Origin of the sequence: Escherichia sp. MOD1-EC6819 (genome assembly GCF_002965765.1) — a bacterium.
Taxonomy (GTDB): Bacteria; Pseudomonadota; Gammaproteobacteria; order Enterobacterales; family Enterobacteriaceae; genus Escherichia; species Escherichia ruysiae.
This window is the reverse complement of record NZ_PTRG01000002.1, coordinates 235,656-251,686: the sequence shown is the minus strand read 5'-3', so window position 1 is coordinate 251,686 and position 16,031 is coordinate 235,656. Positions and strand designations below refer to the sequence as shown.

General features: G+C 52.3%; 15 protein-coding genes. 14 read left to right on the top strand and 1 reads right to left on the bottom strand.

The genetic code is table 11. The features are described from left to right. Positions 1 to 144: 144 nt before the first annotated feature. The 10 genes from miaB to rihA all read left to right on the top strand — a co-directional run bounded on the left by miaB (position 145) and on the right by rihA (position 10,424). Positions 145 to 1,569 carry a tRNA (N6-isopentenyl adenosine(37)-C2)-methylthiotransferase MiaB gene (gene miaB / locus A7Z06_RS03705; RefSeq protein ID WP_000162740.1) on the top strand — a complete coding sequence of 475 codons (1,425 nt, stop codon included), beginning with the start codon at positions 145 to 147 and terminating at the stop codon, positions 1,567 to 1,569. A gap of 152 nt (positions 1,570 to 1,721) precedes the next feature. Next, entirely contained in the window at positions 1,722 to 2,762 is a 1,041-nt protein-coding gene (locus tag A7Z06_RS03700; RefSeq protein WP_001018040.1) for a PhoH family protein, read from the top strand. Continuing rightward, entirely contained in the window at positions 2,759 to 3,226 is a 468-nt protein-coding gene (ybeY, locus tag A7Z06_RS03695) for an rRNA maturation RNase YbeY (RefSeq protein ID WP_000084457.1), read from the top strand. The genes A7Z06_RS03700 and ybeY overlap by 4 nt, the downstream gene beginning before the upstream one ends. Before the next feature lie 89 nt (positions 3,227 to 3,315). After that, the gene (corC, locus tag A7Z06_RS03690; RefSeq protein WP_001278605.1) at positions 3,316 to 4,194 is read left to right on the top strand and encodes a CNNM family magnesium/cobalt transport protein CorC; all 879 of its coding nucleotides are present in this window, start codon (positions 3,316 to 3,318) and stop codon (positions 4,192 to 4,194) included. A 24-nt stretch (positions 4,195 to 4,218) separates the two neighbouring features. Beyond that, the gene (lnt, locus tag A7Z06_RS03685; protein ID WP_000853088.1) at positions 4,219 to 5,757 is read left to right on the top strand and encodes an apolipoprotein N-acyltransferase; all 1,539 of its coding nucleotides are present in this window, start codon (positions 4,219 to 4,221) and stop codon (positions 5,755 to 5,757) included. A gap of 396 nt (positions 5,758 to 6,153) precedes the next feature. Further along, the gene (gltI, locus tag A7Z06_RS03680) at positions 6,154 to 7,062 is read left to right on the top strand and encodes a glutamate/aspartate ABC transporter substrate-binding protein GltI (RefSeq protein WP_010346547.1); all 909 of its coding nucleotides are present in this window, start codon (positions 6,154 to 6,156) and stop codon (positions 7,060 to 7,062) included. Between the two features lie 169 nt (positions 7,063 to 7,231). Further along, positions 7,232 to 7,972 (top strand): glutamate/aspartate ABC transporter permease GltJ, encoded by a 741-nt coding sequence (gltJ, locus tag A7Z06_RS03675; protein WP_000020950.1) that lies wholly within the window; start codon positions 7,232 to 7,234, stop codon positions 7,970 to 7,972. Further along, positions 7,972 to 8,646: a glutamate/aspartate ABC transporter permease GltK gene (gltK, locus tag A7Z06_RS03670; protein ID WP_000272809.1), complete on the top strand. Its 675-nt coding sequence runs from the start codon at positions 7,972 to 7,974 to the stop codon at positions 8,644 to 8,646. The genes gltJ and gltK overlap by 1 nt, the downstream gene beginning before the upstream one ends. Beyond that, positions 8,646 to 9,371: a glutamate/aspartate ABC transporter ATP-binding protein GltL gene (gene gltL, locus A7Z06_RS03665; RefSeq protein ID WP_000624497.1), complete on the top strand. Its 726-nt coding sequence runs from the start codon at positions 8,646 to 8,648 to the stop codon at positions 9,369 to 9,371. The genes gltK and gltL overlap by 1 nt, the downstream gene beginning before the upstream one ends. Before the next feature lie 117 nt (positions 9,372 to 9,488). Further along, on the top strand, positions 9,489 to 10,424 hold the full coding sequence (gene rihA, locus A7Z06_RS03660; protein WP_001207497.1) for a pyrimidine-specific ribonucleoside hydrolase RihA: 936 nt from the start codon (positions 9,489 to 9,491) through the stop codon (positions 10,422 to 10,424). A 38-nt stretch (positions 10,425 to 10,462) separates the two neighbouring features. Here rihA and A7Z06_RS03655 read toward each other — a convergent pair whose 3' ends face one another. Continuing rightward, positions 10,463 to 10,945 (bottom strand): zinc ribbon-containing protein, encoded by a 483-nt coding sequence (locus A7Z06_RS03655; protein ID WP_001044880.1) that lies wholly within the window; start codon positions 10,943 to 10,945, stop codon positions 10,463 to 10,465. 234 nt (positions 10,946 to 11,179) lie between these two features. On the opposite strand from A7Z06_RS03655, the gene leuS reads away from it, so the two are divergent. The 4 genes from leuS to nadD are packed head-to-tail and all read left to right on the top strand — an operon-like array spanning position 11,180 to position 16,029. Beyond that, positions 11,180 to 13,762 carry a leucine--tRNA ligase gene (gene leuS / locus A7Z06_RS03650; protein WP_010346551.1) on the top strand — a complete coding sequence of 861 codons (2,583 nt, stop codon included), beginning with the start codon at positions 11,180 to 11,182 and terminating at the stop codon, positions 13,760 to 13,762. A gap of 14 nt (positions 13,763 to 13,776) precedes the next feature. After that, a complete protein-coding gene (gene lptE / locus A7Z06_RS03645) occupies positions 13,777 to 14,355 on the top strand; it encodes an LPS assembly lipoprotein LptE (protein ID WP_001269667.1) in 579 nt (192 codons plus the stop codon). Beyond that, on the top strand, positions 14,355 to 15,386 hold the full coding sequence (gene holA / locus A7Z06_RS03640; RefSeq protein WP_000620515.1) for a DNA polymerase III subunit delta: 1,032 nt from the start codon (positions 14,355 to 14,357) through the stop codon (positions 15,384 to 15,386). Before lptE ends, holA begins: the two co-directional genes overlap by 1 nt. 1 nt (position 15,387) lies before the next feature. Next, entirely contained in the window at positions 15,388 to 16,029 is a 642-nt protein-coding gene (gene nadD, locus A7Z06_RS03635; RefSeq protein WP_024165169.1) for a nicotinate-nucleotide adenylyltransferase, read from the top strand. Positions 16,030 to 16,031 lie beyond the last annotated feature (2 nt).

Here is a 16,031-nt window from a genome sequence, read left to right as displayed (position 1 = left end):
GTCAATCATCCTGTTAGCAATATGCTTTAAGTTTACAGGATTTTTACCCCCAAGGGCTGATAACGCTCATACTGGTCACAACGGCAGCAAAGCATTACACTATGCGCCCTGCATTCCTGGCTACTATTTCGCAAGAGCAAGTCGATGACCAAAAAACTCCATATTAAAACCTGGGGCTGTCAGATGAACGAGTACGATTCATCGAAGATGGCCGATCTGCTGGATGCCACCCACGGCTATCAACTGACCGACGTGGCGGAAGAAGCGGATGTGCTGCTGCTGAACACCTGCTCAATCCGCGAGAAGGCTCAGGAAAAAGTCTTCCATCAGTTGGGTCGCTGGAAACTGTTAAAAGAGAAGAATCCAGACCTGATTATCGGCGTCGGTGGCTGCGTGGCATCGCAAGAAGGCGAGCACATTCGCCAGCGCGCCCACTATGTCGATATTATTTTTGGGCCGCAAACGCTGCACCGCCTGCCGGAGATGATCAACTCCGTGCGCGGCGACCGCAGCCCGGTTGTAGATATCAGCTTCCCGGAAATCGAGAAGTTCGACCGTCTGCCGGAACCGCGCGCCGAAGGGCCGACCGCGTTTGTCTCCATCATGGAAGGCTGCAATAAATATTGCACCTACTGCGTGGTGCCTTACACCCGTGGTGAAGAGGTAAGCCGTCCGTCTGACGATATTCTGTTTGAGATCGCTCAGCTTGCTGCGCAGGGCGTGCGTGAAGTCAACCTGCTCGGTCAGAACGTGAACGCCTGGCGTGGTGAGAACTACGACGGCACCACCGGATCGTTTGCCGATCTGCTGCGTTTGGTTGCCGCCATCGACGGGATCGATCGTATTCGCTTTACCACCAGCCATCCGATCGAATTTACCGACGATATTATCGAAGTGTATCGCGATACACCGGAGCTAGTGAGTTTCCTGCACCTGCCGGTACAGAGCGGTTCCGATCGCATTCTGAACCTGATGGGGCGTACCCACACGGCGCTGGAGTACAAAGCGATCATCCGTAAACTGCGTGCGGCGCGTCCGGATATTCAGATCAGTTCTGACTTCATCGTTGGCTTCCCTGGCGAAACCACCGAAGACTTCGAGAAAACGATGAAGCTGATTGCCGACGTCAATTTCGACATGAGCTACAGCTTTATCTTCTCTGCACGTCCGGGTACACCAGCCGCCGATATGGTTGATGATGTTCCGGAAGAAGAGAAGAAACAGCGTCTGTATATTCTGCAAGAACGTATCAATCAGCAAGCGATGGCATGGAGCCGCCGGATGCTCGGCACCACCCAGCGTATTCTGGTAGAAGGGACTTCACGTAAGAGCATCATGGAGCTTTCTGGACGTACAGAAAATAACCGCGTGGTCAACTTCGAGGGCACACCGGATATGATCGGTAAATTCGTCGATGTAGAAATTACCGACGTCTACCCGAACTCTCTACGCGGTAAAGTGGTGCGAACTGAAGATGAAATGGGTCTGCGTGTGGCAGAAACGCCGGAATCGGTGATTGCCCGTACTCGCAAAGAAAACGACCTTGGCGTGGGTTATTATCAGCCGTAATTCTCAGGCCCGCCGTTCCGGTGGGCCTTGTTTTTTCTCTCTTTATCCCCATCTTTACCGCAATGCTTGCGCCTTTTTCCTGTGGCGTGAATAATTTCCTTATAGGCCGGTGAATGTTCAGCTTCCGGCGGCATACAGATAAGAGGAACGGTTTGAACATAGACACTCGCGAAATCACCCTGGAGCCAGCAGACAACGCGCGTCTGTTGAGCCTGTGCGGCCCGTTTGATGACAACATCAAGCAGCTCGAACGCCGTCTCGGCATCGAGATCAATCGCCGCGATAACCACTTTAAACTGACCGGCCGTCCGATTTGCGTCACCGCTGCGGCAGACATTCTGCGTAGCCTGTATGTCGATACTGCCCCGATGCGCGGTCAGATTCAGGATATCGAACCGGAACAGATCCACCTTGCGATTAAAGAAGCGCGGGTACTGGAGCAAAGCGCGGAGAGCGTGCCGGAGTACGGCAAAGCGGTCAATATCAAAACCAAACGCGGCGTAATTAAGCCGCGCACGCCAAACCAGGCGCAGTACATCGCCAATATTCTCGACCATGACATTACCTTCGGCGTTGGCCCGGCGGGTACGGGTAAAACCTACCTGGCAGTGGCTGCGGCAGTTGATGCCCTGGAGCGTCAGGAAATTCGCCGTATTCTGCTGACTCGTCCGGCGGTCGAAGCCGGTGAGAAACTGGGCTTCCTGCCTGGCGATTTAAGCCAGAAAGTAGACCCGTATCTGCGCCCGCTGTACGACGCGCTGTTTGAAATGCTGGGCTTTGAGAAAGTCGAGAAGCTGATTGAGCGCAACGTTATCGAAGTCGCGCCGCTGGCCTATATGCGTGGTCGTACGCTGAACGACGCGTTTATCATTCTTGATGAGAGCCAGAACACCACCATCGAACAGATGAAGATGTTCCTGACCCGTATCGGTTTTAACTCAAAAGCGGTTATCACCGGCGACGTCACACAGATCGACCTGCCGCGTAATACTAAATCAGGCTTACGTCATGCCATCGAAGTGCTGGCCGATGTCGAAGAGATCAGCTTTAACTTCTTCCACAGCGAAGACGTGGTTCGTCACCCGGTGGTGGCGCGTATCGTTAACGCTTATGAAGCCTGGGAAGAAGCCGAACAAAAACGTAAAGCGGCGCTGGCAGCAGAACGCAAGCGCGAAGAACAGGAACAAAAATGAGTCAGGTGATCCTCGATTTACAACTGGCATGTGAAGATAATTCCGGGCTACCGGAAGAGAGCCAGTTTCAAACATGGCTGAATGCGGTGATCCCGCAGTTTCAGGAAGAATCGGAAGTGACTATTCGCCTGGTCGATACCGCCGAAAGCCACAGTCTGAATCTGACCTATCGCGGTAAGGATAAGCCCACCAACGTGCTCTCCTTCCCGTTTGAAGTGCCGCCTGGCATGGAGATGTCGCTGCTGGGCGATCTGGTTATCTGCCGTCAGGTGGTTGAGAAGGAAGCACAGGAGCAAGGCAAACCACTGGAGGCGCACTGGGCGCATATGGTGGTGCACGGCAGTCTGCATTTGTTAGGTTACGATCACATCGAAGATGACGAAGCAGAAGAAATGGAAGCCCTCGAAACAGAGATTATGCTTGCTCTGGGCTATGAGGATCCGTACATTGCCGAGAAAGAATAATTTGCCAGGCATTTGACTGGCAGATGTCCCCGCCGTTGGTGATTAACGACGGCGTTTTGATTAACTAACATGAGAACCCATACGACGCCATGAGCGACGACAATTCACACAGTAGTGACACGATAAGCAACAAGAAGGGATTTTTCTCCCTGTTACTCAGCCAACTTTTCCACGGTGAACCGAAAAACCGTGACGAACTGCTGGCGCTGATCCGTGATTCCGGGCAGAACGACCTTATCGACGAAGATACGCGCGATATGCTCGAAGGGGTGATGGACATCGCAGACCAACGCGTCCGCGACATCATGATCCCCCGCTCCCAGATGATTACCCTGAAACGCAACCAGACGCTGGACGAATGCCTTGATGTCATCATCGAGTCCGCCCACTCACGTTTCCCGGTGATTAGCGAAGACAAAGATCACATTGAAGGGATTCTGATGGCGAAAGACTTGCTGCCGTTTATGCGCAGCGATGCTGAAGCCTTCAGCATGGACAAAGTGTTACGTCAGGCGGTTGTCGTTCCTGAAAGTAAGCGCGTAGACCGGATGCTGAAAGAGTTTCGCTCTCAGCGTTACCACATGGCGATCGTCATTGACGAATTCGGTGGGGTTTCCGGTCTGGTGACCATTGAAGACATCCTGGAACTGATTGTTGGTGAGATTGAAGACGAGTATGACGAAGAAGATGATATCGACTTCCGTCAGCTGAGTCGTCATACCTGGACCGTGCGCGCGTTGGCTTCCATTGAAGACTTCAACGAAGCGTTCGGCACTCACTTTAGCGATGAAGAGGTCGACACTATCGGTGGTCTGGTGATGCAGGCGTTTGGGCATCTTCCGGCACGTGGTGAAACCATCGACATCGACGGTTACCAGTTCAAAGTGGCGATGGCTGACAGTCGGCGTATTATTCAGGTTCATGTCAAAATCCCGGATGACTCACCCCAGCCGAAGCTGGATGAATAAAACCGAAACTGGATAGATAACTACATGGCTTTTGCCTCATTAATTGAACGCCAGCGCATTCGCCTGCTGCTGGCGTTATTATTCGGTGCCTGCGGAACGCTGGCCTTCTCTCCTTACGACGTCTGGCCTGCGGCGATTGTTTCGCTGATGGGGCTTCAGACGTTGACCTTTAACCGCCGTCCACTCCAGTCTGCCGCTATTGGCTTTTGCTGGGGATTTGGCCTCTTTGGCAGCGGTATTAACTGGGTCTATGTCAGCATCGCGACCTTTGGTGGAATGCCTGGCCCGGTTAACATCTTCCTGGTGGTGCTGCTGGCGGCGTATTTGTCGCTGTATACCGGACTATTTGCTGGCGTGCTGTCGCGTCTGTGGCCAAAAACAACCTGGCTGCGCGTGGCGATTGCCGCCCCTGCTCTCTGGCAAGTGACCGAGTTTCTGCGCGGTTGGGTGCTGACCGGCTTCCCGTGGTTACAGTTCGGCTATAGCCAGATTGACGGCCCGTTAAAAGGACTGGCACCGATAATGGGCGTGGAAGCCATTAACTTCCTGCTGATGATGGTAAGCGGCCTGCTGGCGCTGGCGTTGGTCAAACGCAACTGGCGTCCGCTGGTGGTGGCCGTCGTGCTGTTCGCACTTCCCTTCCCGCTGCGTTACATCCTGTGGTTTACCCCGCAACCGGAGAAAACCATTCAGGTTTCGATGGTTCAGGGCGATATTCCGCAATCGCTGAAATGGGACGAAGGCCAGCTTCTTAATACGCTGAAGATTTACTACAACGCAACGGCACCGCTGATGGGCAAATCATCGTTGATTATCTGGCCGGAGTCGGCGATAACCGATCTGGAAATTAATCAGCAACAGTTCCTCAAAGCACTGGACGGTGAGTTGCGCGATAAAGGTAGCTCGCTGGTAACCGGGATTGTTGACGCGCGTCTCAATAAACAGAACCGCTACGATACCTACAACACCATCATCACGCTGGGTAAAGGTGCACCGTACAGCTACGAATCAGCCGATCGCTATAACAAAAACCATCTGGTGCCGTTTGGCGAGTTTGTCCCGCTGGAGTCGATTCTGCGTCCGTTAGCGCCGTTCTTTGATCTGCCGATGTCCTCATTCAGCCGTGGACCATATATCCAGCCGCCGCTGTCGGTGAATGGTATTGAGCTTACTGCGGCTATTTGCTACGAGATCATTCTCGGCGAGCAAGTGCGCGATAACTTCCGCCCGGATACCGACTATCTGCTGACTATCTCCAACGATGCGTGGTTCGGCAAGTCTATTGGCCCGTGGCAGCACTTCCAGATGGCGCGAATGCGTGCGCTGGAGCTGGCGCGCCCACTGTTGCGCAGCACCAACAACGGCATTACAGCGGTGATTGGCCCGCAGGGTGAGATTCAGGCGATGATCCCGCAGTTCACCCGCGAGGTGTTAACCACTCACGTGACGCCGACCACCGGACTCACACCTTACGCACGTACCGGCAACTGGCCGCTGTGGGTGCTGACGGCACTGTTTGGTTTTGCCGCTGTGTTGATGAGCCTGCGTCAGCGACGTAAATAACCCCTTCTTATCGTGCCGGAATACATCCCGTATTTCGGCACGCTCGCCGGATGCGGCATCAGTGCGTTATCCGGATAACAAAATTCCCCTATCCAACTTTGGCACATCTATTGCTTTGTTATACAAGGCAAACCCTGAACCGGCATTAGCGCAACCCGGTTGCACCACAGCAATACAGCAATAGCACCAAAAAGGTGCATTTTAAGAATTTTGCTTCGGAATGGTGCGGTACATCTCGCAAAAACAAACAATAAAACAGCAATATCTTTACATTTAGCCAAACTAAATGTTACCTAACAGGCACAACACTGCACAATAAAGTTGCAGACGATAACAACACAAACACTCACAACGGGTATCCATGCGTTCTTAACGCAGGAGATAAAGGAGTTGGATATGCAATTACGTAAACCTGCCACAGCAATCCTGGCCCTGGCGCTTTCTGCTGGACTGGCACAGGCAGAAGACGCTGCCCCGGCAGCGGGCAGTACGCTGGACAAAATCGCCAAAAACGGCGTGATTGTCGTCGGTCACCGTGAATCTTCAGTACCTTTCTCTTATTACGACAATCAGCAAAAAGTGGTGGGTTACTCGCAGGATTACTCCAACGCCATTGTTGAAGCAGTGAAAAAGAAACTCAACAAACCGGACTTGCAGGTGAAACTGATTCCGATCACCTCACAAAACCGTATTCCACTGCTGCAAAACGGCACTTTCGATTTTGAATGTGGTTCTACCACCAACAACCTCGAACGCCAGAAACAGGCGGCTTTCTCTGACACCATTTTCGTGGTCGGTACGCGCCTGCTGACCAAAAAAGGTGGCGATGTTAAAGATTTTGCCGATCTGAAAGATAAAGCCGTAGTCGTCACTTCCGGCACCACCTCTGAAGTTTTGCTCAACAAACTGAATGAAGAGCAAAAAATGAATATGCGCATTATCAGCGCCAAAGATCACGGTGACTCTTTCCGCACCCTGGAAAGCGGTCGTGCCGTTGCCTTTATGATGGATGACGCCTTGCTGGCCGGTGAACGTGCGAAAGCGAAGAAACCAGACAACTGGGATATCGTCGGCAAACCGCAGTCTCAGGAAGCTTACGGTTGCATGTTGCGTAAAGATGATCCGCAGTTCAAAAAGCTGATGGATGACACCATCGCTCAGGTGCAGACCTCCGGTGAAGCGGAAAAATGGTTTGATAAGTGGTTCAAAAATCCAATTCCGCCAAAAAACCTGAACATGAATTTCGAACTGTCAGACGAAATGAAAGCACTGTTCAAAGAACCGAATGACAAGGCACTGAACTAATTACAAGAACCAGGGGCGGAAATTCCAGCCCTCTCGATTGTTACGTAGCACGGACAGACTATACGCCTGATGGTCGTTCCCCATCGGGCCTGAAAACCGCAATACGCTGGGTAACAATCTTCGAGGGTAGCAGTTAACGCTGCTACCCTCTTTTTTCTGGAGTAGATTTATGTCTATAGACTGGAACTGGGGTATTTTTTTACAACAAGCCCCGTTCGGCAACACCACCTATCTCGGCTGGATCTGGAGCGGCTTTCAGGTGACGATCGCTCTGTCGATCTGCGCCTGGATTATCGCTTTCCTCGTCGGCTCGTTATTCGGCATTTTGCGTACCGTTCCTAACCGTTTTCTCTCCGGTCTGGGTACGTTGTATGTCGAACTGTTCCGCAACGTGCCACTGATTGTGCAGTTCTTTACCTGGTATCTGGTGATCCCGGAGCTACTGCCGGAGAAGATCGGCATGTGGTTTAAGGCCGAGCTGGATCCCAATATTCAGTTTTTCCTTTCATCCATGCTCTGTCTGGGGCTGTTTACCGCCGCTCGTGTTTGCGAACAGGTGCGCGCCGCGATCCAGTCGCTGCCACGTGGGCAAAAAAATGCCGCGCTGGCGATGGGGTTGACGCTACCACAGGCTTATCGCTACGTGCTGTTGCCTAACGCTTATCGCGTTATCGTCCCGCCGATGACGTCCGAGATGATGAACCTGGTGAAAAACTCCGCCATCGCCTCGACCATCGGGCTGGTGGATATGGCGGCGCAGGCCGGTAAATTGCTCGATTACTCCGCCCACGCCTGGGAATCGTTTACCGCCATTACGCTGGCGTATGTATTGATTAACGCGGTTATCATGCTGGTGATGACGCTGGTTGAACGTAAAGTTCGCCTGCCCGGCAACATGGGAGGCAAGTAATGTACGAGTTTGACTGGAGTTCCATAGTTCCTTCCCTGCCGTATCTGCTGGACGGGCTGGTGATCACCCTGAAAATTACCATCACGGCAGTCGTGATTGGTATTTTATGGGGCACCATGCTGGCGGTGATGCGCCTGTCCAGCTTTGCGCCCGTGGCGTGGTTTGCCAAAGCCTACGTTAACGTGTTCCGTTCAATCCCATTAGTAATGGTTCTGCTATGGTTTTACCTGATCGTGCCGGGTTTTCTGCAAAACGTGCTGGGATTATCACCAAAAACAGATATCCGCTTAATTTCTGCCATGGTGGCGTTTTCGATGTTTGAAGCGGCCTACTATTCCGAGATTATCCGCGCCGGTATTCAAAGTATCTCCCGTGGGCAGTCGAGCGCCGCGCTGGCACTCGGCATGACCCACTGGCAGTCGATGAAACTGATTATTCTGCCGCAGGCATTCCGTGCAATGGTGCCGCTACTGCTCACTCAGGGCATCGTACTGTTTCAGGATACCTCGCTGGTGTATGTGTTATCTCTGGCCGATTTCTTCCGTACCGCCTCAACCATTGGTGAACGTGATGGTACGCAGGTTGAGATGATCCTGTTTGCCGGATTTGTTTATTTCGTTATTAGCCTTAGCGCATCGTTGTTGGTCAGCTACTTGAAAAGAAGGACAGCATAATGATTTCCCTGAAAAATGTTTCAAAATGGTATGGTCACTTTCAGGTGCTGACCGACTGCTCAACCGAAGTGAAAAAAGGCGAAGTGGTGGTGGTTTGTGGCCCGTCCGGCTCCGGTAAATCAACGCTGATAAAAACCGTCAACGGCCTCGAACCGGTGCAGCAAGGCGAAATCACCGTGGATGGCATCGTGGTTAATGACAAGAAAACCGATCTGGCAAAGCTGCGATCCCGCGTCGGCATGGTGTTCCAGCATTTTGAACTGTTCCCCCATCTGTCGATTATCGAAAACCTGACGCTGGCTCAGGTGAAAGTGCTTAAACGCGATAAAGCACCGGCTCGTGAAAAAGCACTGAAATTGCTGGAGCGAGTCGGGCTTTCTGCTCACGCCAATAAGTTCCCGGCGCAGCTTTCCGGCGGTCAGCAGCAGCGTGTGGCAATCGCTCGCGCGTTGTGCATGGATCCTATTGCGATGTTGTTCGACGAACCGACGTCGGCACTCGATCCGGAGATGATCAACGAAGTACTGGACGTGATGGTCGAACTGGCGAACGAAGGAATGACCATGATGGTGGTGACCCACGAAATGGGCTTTGCCCGCAAAGTGGCGAATCGGGTGATCTTTATGGATGAGGGTAAAATTGTCGAAGACTCGCCGAAAGACGCTTTCTTCGATGATCCGAAATCGGACCGCGCGAAAGACTTCCTCGCGAAAATCCTGCATTAATCCCTCTGGCGCGCATAGCCAAGTGCGCGCCATCTCACGCTTTATCGTTTCGCTCCTCGTATCTGTTACATCCTGGCGTTACCCTTGTCGCAAAGAAGCACACAACAAGGAGCAACAATGGCACTGCCAATTCTGTTAGATTGCGACCCAGGTCATGATGACGCTATCGCAATAGTTCTCGCCCTCGCCTCGCCAGAGCTTGATGTCAAAGCGATTACTTCCTCCGCCGGAAACCAGACACCAGAAAAAACCTTACGTAATGTTCTGCGTATGCTGACCTTGCTTAATCGCACCGATATTCCGGTAGCAGGCGGCGCGGTGAAACCGTTAATGCGTGAGTTGATTATCGCGGACAACGTGCACGGCGAAAGTGGGCTGGACGGTCCGGCATTACCGGAACCCGCATTTGCGCCGCAAAATTGCACGGCGGTGGAGCTGATGGCGAAAACGCTGCGCGAAAGTGCTGACCCCGTCACCATTGTTTCTACCGGACCACAAACTAACGTCGCCTTGCTGCTCAATAGCCATCCGGAACTGCATAGCAAAATCGCCCGTATCGTGATTATGGGCGGTGCAATGGGGCTTGGTAACTGGACGCCAGCGGCGGAATTTAATATTTACGTTGACCCGGAAGCGGCAGAAATTGTCTTCCAGTCAGGGATCCCGGTGGTGATGGCCGGTCTGGATGTTACTCACAAAGCACAAATCCACGTTGAGGACACCGAGCGTTTCCGCGCGATTGGCAACCCTGTTTCAACCATTGTTGCCGAACTGCTGGATTTCTTCCTCGAATATCATAAAGACGAAAAATGGGGCTTTGTCGGCGCACCACTGCATGACCCATGCACCATCGCCTGGCTACTGAAACCTGAACTGTTCACCACCGTTGAACGCTGGGTCGGCGTGGAAACACAGGGGAAATATACCCAGGGTATGACGGTGGTTGATTATTATTATCTGACTGGCAATAAACCGAATGCCACTGTAATGGTCGATGTTGATCGTCAGGGCTTTGTTGATTTACTGGCTGAACGGCTTAAATTTTACGCTTAATAACTCGCCGGATGGTATCACGTCATCCGGCACTACCATTACGGCTCGAACGGGCGTCTCTGGAACTGGTCATGACCACATTTCGGGCATAGCGTTAGGACTTCCGGCGTGTAGATCGGGAGATGGAAGTGACATTTCTCGCAGACCAGATTCCCCAGCCCTACCACTTCTCCGCTGTGATAAACCCCGTGATGGTTGAGATCCTGGAAAACTTCGCGCCATTCAAGCTGCGTTTTATCGGTGATGTCTGCCAGCTCCTGCCACAAGCTTTCTTTTATCACCCGCATAAAGACGCTGTCAGATTCTTCTTTCAGGCTCTCTTCATAGCTCATGGCGAACTCTTCCAGGTCACGTCTGACAGCTCGCGTCAACTCATCGACCTCGGTTCGCGTTAACTCCCCTGTTTTTATTACGCGCTCCCGCGCCTGTTCCACCAGTGCGTCGATATCACGTTCGCCATTACGCAGGCGTTCGCTCAGTGACGCGACCAGTTCACGGTAATATTGAGCAACCTTGTTCATCGTTTCATCTCCCGGGTCGTTAACTGACTATAATAATAGACGTTCTTTGTTCCTTGCTTTGCTAATACGCCCACAAACTCTGTAAATTAATGTATGAATAATCCGGGCATCATTTCAACGTCGAGTGCGCGAAAGGCTGTTTTGACGCGGACGTTTGGGCTATGCTATGCGGATCTGAAAAACCACCTCAACGCTACATTTGTAGCCGTATTGAAAACAGGACCACTGGCTGCCATGCAAGAGCAATACCGCCCGGAAGAGATAGAATCCAAAGTACAGCTTCATTGGGATGAGAAGCGCACATTTGAAGTAACCGAAGACGAGAGCAAAGAGAAGTATTACTGCCTGTCTATGCTTCCCTATCCTTCTGGTCGACTACACATGGGCCACGTACGTAACTACACCATCGGTGACGTGATCGCCCGCTACCAGCGTATGCTGGGCAAAAACGTCCTGCAGCCGATCGGCTGGGACGCGTTTGGTCTGCCTGCGGAAGGCGCGGCGGTGAAAAACAACACCGCTCCGGCACCGTGGACGTACGACAACATCGCGTATATGAAAAACCAGCTCAAAATGCTGGGCTTTGGTTATGACTGGAGCCGCGAGCTGGCAACCTGTACGCCGGAATACTACCGTTGGGAACAGAAATTCTTCACCGAGCTGTATAAAAAAGGCCTGGTATATAAGAAGACTTCTGCGGTCAACTGGTGTCCGAACGACCAGACCGTACTGGCGAACGAACAGGTTATCGACGGCTGCTGCTGGCGCTGCGATACCAAAGTTGAACGTAAAGAGATCCCGCAGTGGTTTATCAAAATCACCGCTTACGCTGACGAACTGCTCAACGATCTGGATAAACTGGATCACTGGCCAGACACCGTTAAAACCATGCAGCGTAACTGGATCGGTCGTTCCGAAGGCGTGGAAATCACCTTCAACGTTAACGACTATGACAACACGCTGACCGTTTACACTACCCGCCCGGACACCTTTATGGGTTGTACTTATCTGGCGGTAGCGGCGGGTCATCCGCTGGCACAGAAAGCGGCAGAAAATAATCCTGAACTGGCGTCCTTTATCGACGAATGCCGTAACACCAAAGTTGCCGAAGCTGAAATGGCGACAATGGAGAAAAAAGGTGTCGATACCGGCTTTAAAGCGGTTCACCCATTAACGGGCGAAGAAATTCCGGTTTGGGCAGCAAACTTCGTATTGATGGAGTACGGCACTGGCGCAGTCATGGCGGTTCCGGGTCACGACCAGCGCGACTACGAGTTTGCCTCTAAATACGGCCTGAACATCAAACCGGTGATCCTGGCTGCTGACGGCTCTGAGCCAGATCTTTCTCAGCAAGCCCTGACTGAAAAAGGCGTGCTGTTCAACTCTGGTGAGTTCAACGGTCTTGACCATGAAGCGGCCTTTAACGCCATTGCCGACAAATTGACGGCAATGGGCGTTGGCGAGCGTAAAGTAAACTATCGCCTGCGCGACTGGGGTGTTTCCCGTCAGCGTTACTGGGGCGCACCGATTCCGATGGTGACGCTGGAGGACGGCACTGTGATGCCTACTCCGGACGACCAGTTGCCGGTGATCCTGCCGGAAGATGTGGTAATGGATGGTATTACCAGCCCGATCAAAGCAGATCCTGAGTGGGCGAAAACCACCGTTAACGGTATGCCGGCACTGCGTGAAACCGATACTTTCGACACCTTTATGGAGTCCTCCTGGTACTATGCGCGCTACACTTGCCCGGAGTACAAAGAGGGTATGCTGGATTCCAAAGCAGCTAACTACTGGCTGCCGGTAGATATCTACATTGGTGGTATCGAACACGCCATCATGCACCTGCTCTACTTCCGCTTCTTCCACAAACTGATGCGTGATGCAGGCATGGTGAACTCTGACGAGCCAGCGAAACAGCTGCTGTGTCAGGGTATGGTGCTGGCAGATGCCTTCTACTATGTAGGCGAAAACGGCGAACGTAACTGGGTTTCCCCGGTTGATGCTATCGTTGAGCGCGACGAGAAAGGCCGTATCGTGAAAGCGAAAGACGCGGCAGGCCATGAACTGGTGTATACCGGCATGAGCAAAATGTCCAAGTCGAAGAACAACGGTATCGACCCGCAGGTGATGGTTGAACGTTACGGCGCGGACACCGTTCGTCTGTTTATGATGTTCGCTTCTCCGGCGGATATGACTCTCGAATGGCAGGAGTCCGGCGTTGAAGGGGCTAACCGCTTCCTGAAACGTGTCTGGAAACTGGTGTACGAGCACACTGCGAAAGGTGATGTTGCGGCGCTGAACGTTGACGCACTGACTGAAGATCAGAAAGCTCTACGTCGTGATGTTCATAAAACTATCGCTAAAGTGACCGATGATATCGGTCGTCGTCAGACCTTCAACACCGCAATTGCGGCGATTATGGAGCTGATGAACAAACTGGCGAAAGCACCGACCGATGGCGAGCAGGATCGCGCTCTGATGCAGGAAGCCCTGCTGGCCGTTGTCCGTATGCTTAACCCGTTCACCCCGCACATCTGCTTCACGCTGTGGCAGGAACTGAAAGGCGAAGGCGATATCGACAACGCGCCGTGGCCGGTTGCAGACGAGAAAGCGATGGTGGAAGATTCCACGCTGGTGGTGGTGCAGGTTAACGGTAAAGTCCGTGCCAAAATCACCGTTCCGGTAGATGCAACGGAAGAACAGGTTCGCGAACGTGCTGGCCAGGAACATCTGGTAGCAAAATATCTTGATGGCGTTACCGTGCGTAAAGTGATTTACGTACCGGGTAAACTCCTCAATCTGGTCGTTGGCTAAGCGCGGGAGGAAGCGTGCGATATCTGGCAACATTGTTGTTATCTCTGGCGGTGTTAATCACCGCCGGGTGTGGCTGGCATCTGCGTGATACCACGCAGGTTCCTTCCACTATGAAGGTCATGATCCTGGACTCTGGCGACCCGAACGGGCCGTTAAGCCGTGCGGTGCGTAATCAGTTGCGTCTGAACGGTGTTGAGTTGCTTGATAAAGAAACCACGCGTAAGGATGTTCCATCCCTGCGTTTGGGTGCTGTATCAATCTCCCAGGATACCGCCTCAGTTTTCCGTAATGGTCAAACCGCTGAATATCAAATGGTGATGACTGTCAGCGCGTCAGTATTGATCCCTGGCCGTGACATCTACCCGATTAGCGCCAAAGTCTTCCGTTCGTTCTTCGATAACCCGCAAATGGCGTTAGCGAAAGATAATGAGCAAAGCATGATCATTCAAGAGATGTACGACCGTGCTGCCGAACAGCTGATACGTAAGCTGCCAAGCATCCGCGCTGCGGATATCCGTTCCGACGAAGATACGTCGAAAACAACGGATACTGCAGCAACGCCTGCACGCGTCTCTACTACGCTGGGTAACTGATGATTCGGTTGTACCCGGAACAACTCCGCGCGCAGCTCAATGAAGGGCTGCGCGCGGCGTATCTTTTGCTTGGTAACGATCCTCTGTTGTTGCAGGAAAGCCAGGACGCTGTTCGTCAGGTAGCTGCAGCACAAGGATTTGCAGAACACCACACTTTTTCCATTGATCCCAACACCGACTGGAATGCGATATTTTCGCTATGCCAGGCCATGAGCCTGTTCGCCAGTCGACAAACGCTATTGCTGCTGTTACCAGAAAACGGACCAAATGCGGCGATCAATGACCAACTTCTGACACTGACCGGACTGCTGCATGACGATTTGCTGCTGATCGTGCGCGGCAATAAATTAAGCAAAGCGCAGGAAAATGCTGCCTGGTTTACTGCTCTTGCTAATCGAAGCGTGCAGGTAACCTGTCAGACACCGGAGCAGGCTCAGCTTCCTCGCTGGGTTGCTGCGCGTGCAAAACAGCTCAACTTAGAACTGGATGACGCTGCAAATCAGATGCTCTGCTATTGTTATGAAGGTAACCTGCTGGCGCTGGCACAGGCGCTGGAGCGTTTATCGCTTCTCTGGCCGGACGGCAAACTGACATTACCGCGCGTTGAGCAGGCAGTGAATGATGCCGCGCATTTCACCCCTTTTCATTGGGTCGATGCTTTGTTGATGGGCAAAAGCAAGCGCGCATTGCACATTCTTCAGCAACTGCGTCTGGAAGGCAGCGAGCCGGTTATTTTGTTGCGCACATTACAACGTGAACTGTTGTTACTGGTTAATTTGAAACGTCAGTCTGCCCATATGCCGTTACGCGCGTTGTTTGATAAGCATCGCGTTTGGCAGAACCGGCGGGGCATGATGGGCGAGGCATTAAATCGCTTAAGCCAGCCGCAGTTACGTCAGGCCGTGCAACTTCTCACACGAACGGAACTCACCCTCAAACAAGATTACGGCCAGTCGGTTTGGGCAGATCTGGAGGGATTATCTCTTCTGTTGTGCCATAAACCACTGGCAGACGTATTTATCGATGGTTGATATGAAATCTTTACAGGCTCTGTTTGGCGGCACCTTCGATCCGGTGCACTATGGTCATCTTAAACCCGTGGAAACGCTGGCGAATCTGATTGGTCTGACGCAAGTGACTATCATCCCTAACAATGTTCCTCCGCATCGTCCACAGCCGGAAGCAAACAGCGCGCAGCGAAAACACATGCTTGAACTGGCTATTGCCGACAAACCACTGTTTACCCTTGATGAACGTGAGTTAAAGCGCAATGCCCCCTCTTACACTGCGCAAACACTCAAAGAGTGGCGACAGGAACAAGGTGACGATGTGCCACTGGCGTTTATTATTGGTCAGGATTCACTGCTGACTTTTCCCACCTGGTACGAATACGAAACAATTCTCGACAATGCGCATTTAATTGTCTGTCGGCGTCCCGGTTACCCGCTTGAAATGGCGCAACCACAATACCAGCAGTGGCTGGAAGATCATTTGACGCATAATCCAGAAGATCTGCACCTTCAGTCTGCCGGTAAAATTTACCTCGCTGAAACGCCGTGGTTTAACATCTCGGCGACCATCATCCGCGAACGCTTGCAAAACGGCGAATCATGTGAAGATTTGTTACCGGAATCGGTATTGACCTACATTAACCAACAAGGCTTGTATCGCTGATA

Excerpts from the sequence above, each read along its gene's own strand:
- miaB (WP_000162740.1), top strand. The coding sequence starts at position 145 with ATGACCAAAAAACTCCATATTAAAACCTGGGGCTGTCAGATGAACGAG.
- ybeY (WP_000084457.1), top strand. The coding sequence starts at position 2,759 with ATGAGTCAGGTGATCCTCGATTTACAACTGGCATGTGAAGATAATTCC.
- corC (WP_001278605.1), top strand. The coding sequence starts at position 3,316 with ATGAGCGACGACAATTCACACAGTAGTGACACGATAAGCAACAAGAAG.
- lnt (WP_000853088.1), top strand. The coding sequence starts at position 4,219 with ATGGCTTTTGCCTCATTAATTGAACGCCAGCGCATTCGCCTGCTGCTG.
- gltI (WP_010346547.1), top strand. The coding sequence starts at position 6,154 with ATGCAATTACGTAAACCTGCCACAGCAATCCTGGCCCTGGCGCTTTCT.
- gltJ (WP_000020950.1), top strand. The coding sequence starts at position 7,232 with ATGTCTATAGACTGGAACTGGGGTATTTTTTTACAACAAGCCCCGTTC.
- gltK (WP_000272809.1), top strand. The coding sequence starts at position 7,972 with ATGTACGAGTTTGACTGGAGTTCCATAGTTCCTTCCCTGCCGTATCTG.
- gltL (WP_000624497.1), top strand. The coding sequence starts at position 8,646 with ATGATTTCCCTGAAAAATGTTTCAAAATGGTATGGTCACTTTCAGGTG.
- rihA (WP_001207497.1), top strand. The coding sequence starts at position 9,489 with ATGGCACTGCCAATTCTGTTAGATTGCGACCCAGGTCATGATGACGCT.
- A7Z06_RS03655 (WP_001044880.1), bottom strand. The coding sequence starts at position 10,945 with ATGAACAAGGTTGCTCAATATTACCGTGAACTGGTCGCGTCACTGAGC.
- leuS (WP_010346551.1), top strand. The coding sequence starts at position 11,180 with ATGCAAGAGCAATACCGCCCGGAAGAGATAGAATCCAAAGTACAGCTT.
- holA (WP_000620515.1), top strand. The coding sequence starts at position 14,355 with ATGATTCGGTTGTACCCGGAACAACTCCGCGCGCAGCTCAATGAAGGG.
- nadD (WP_024165169.1), top strand. The coding sequence starts at position 15,388 with ATGAAATCTTTACAGGCTCTGTTTGGCGGCACCTTCGATCCGGTGCAC.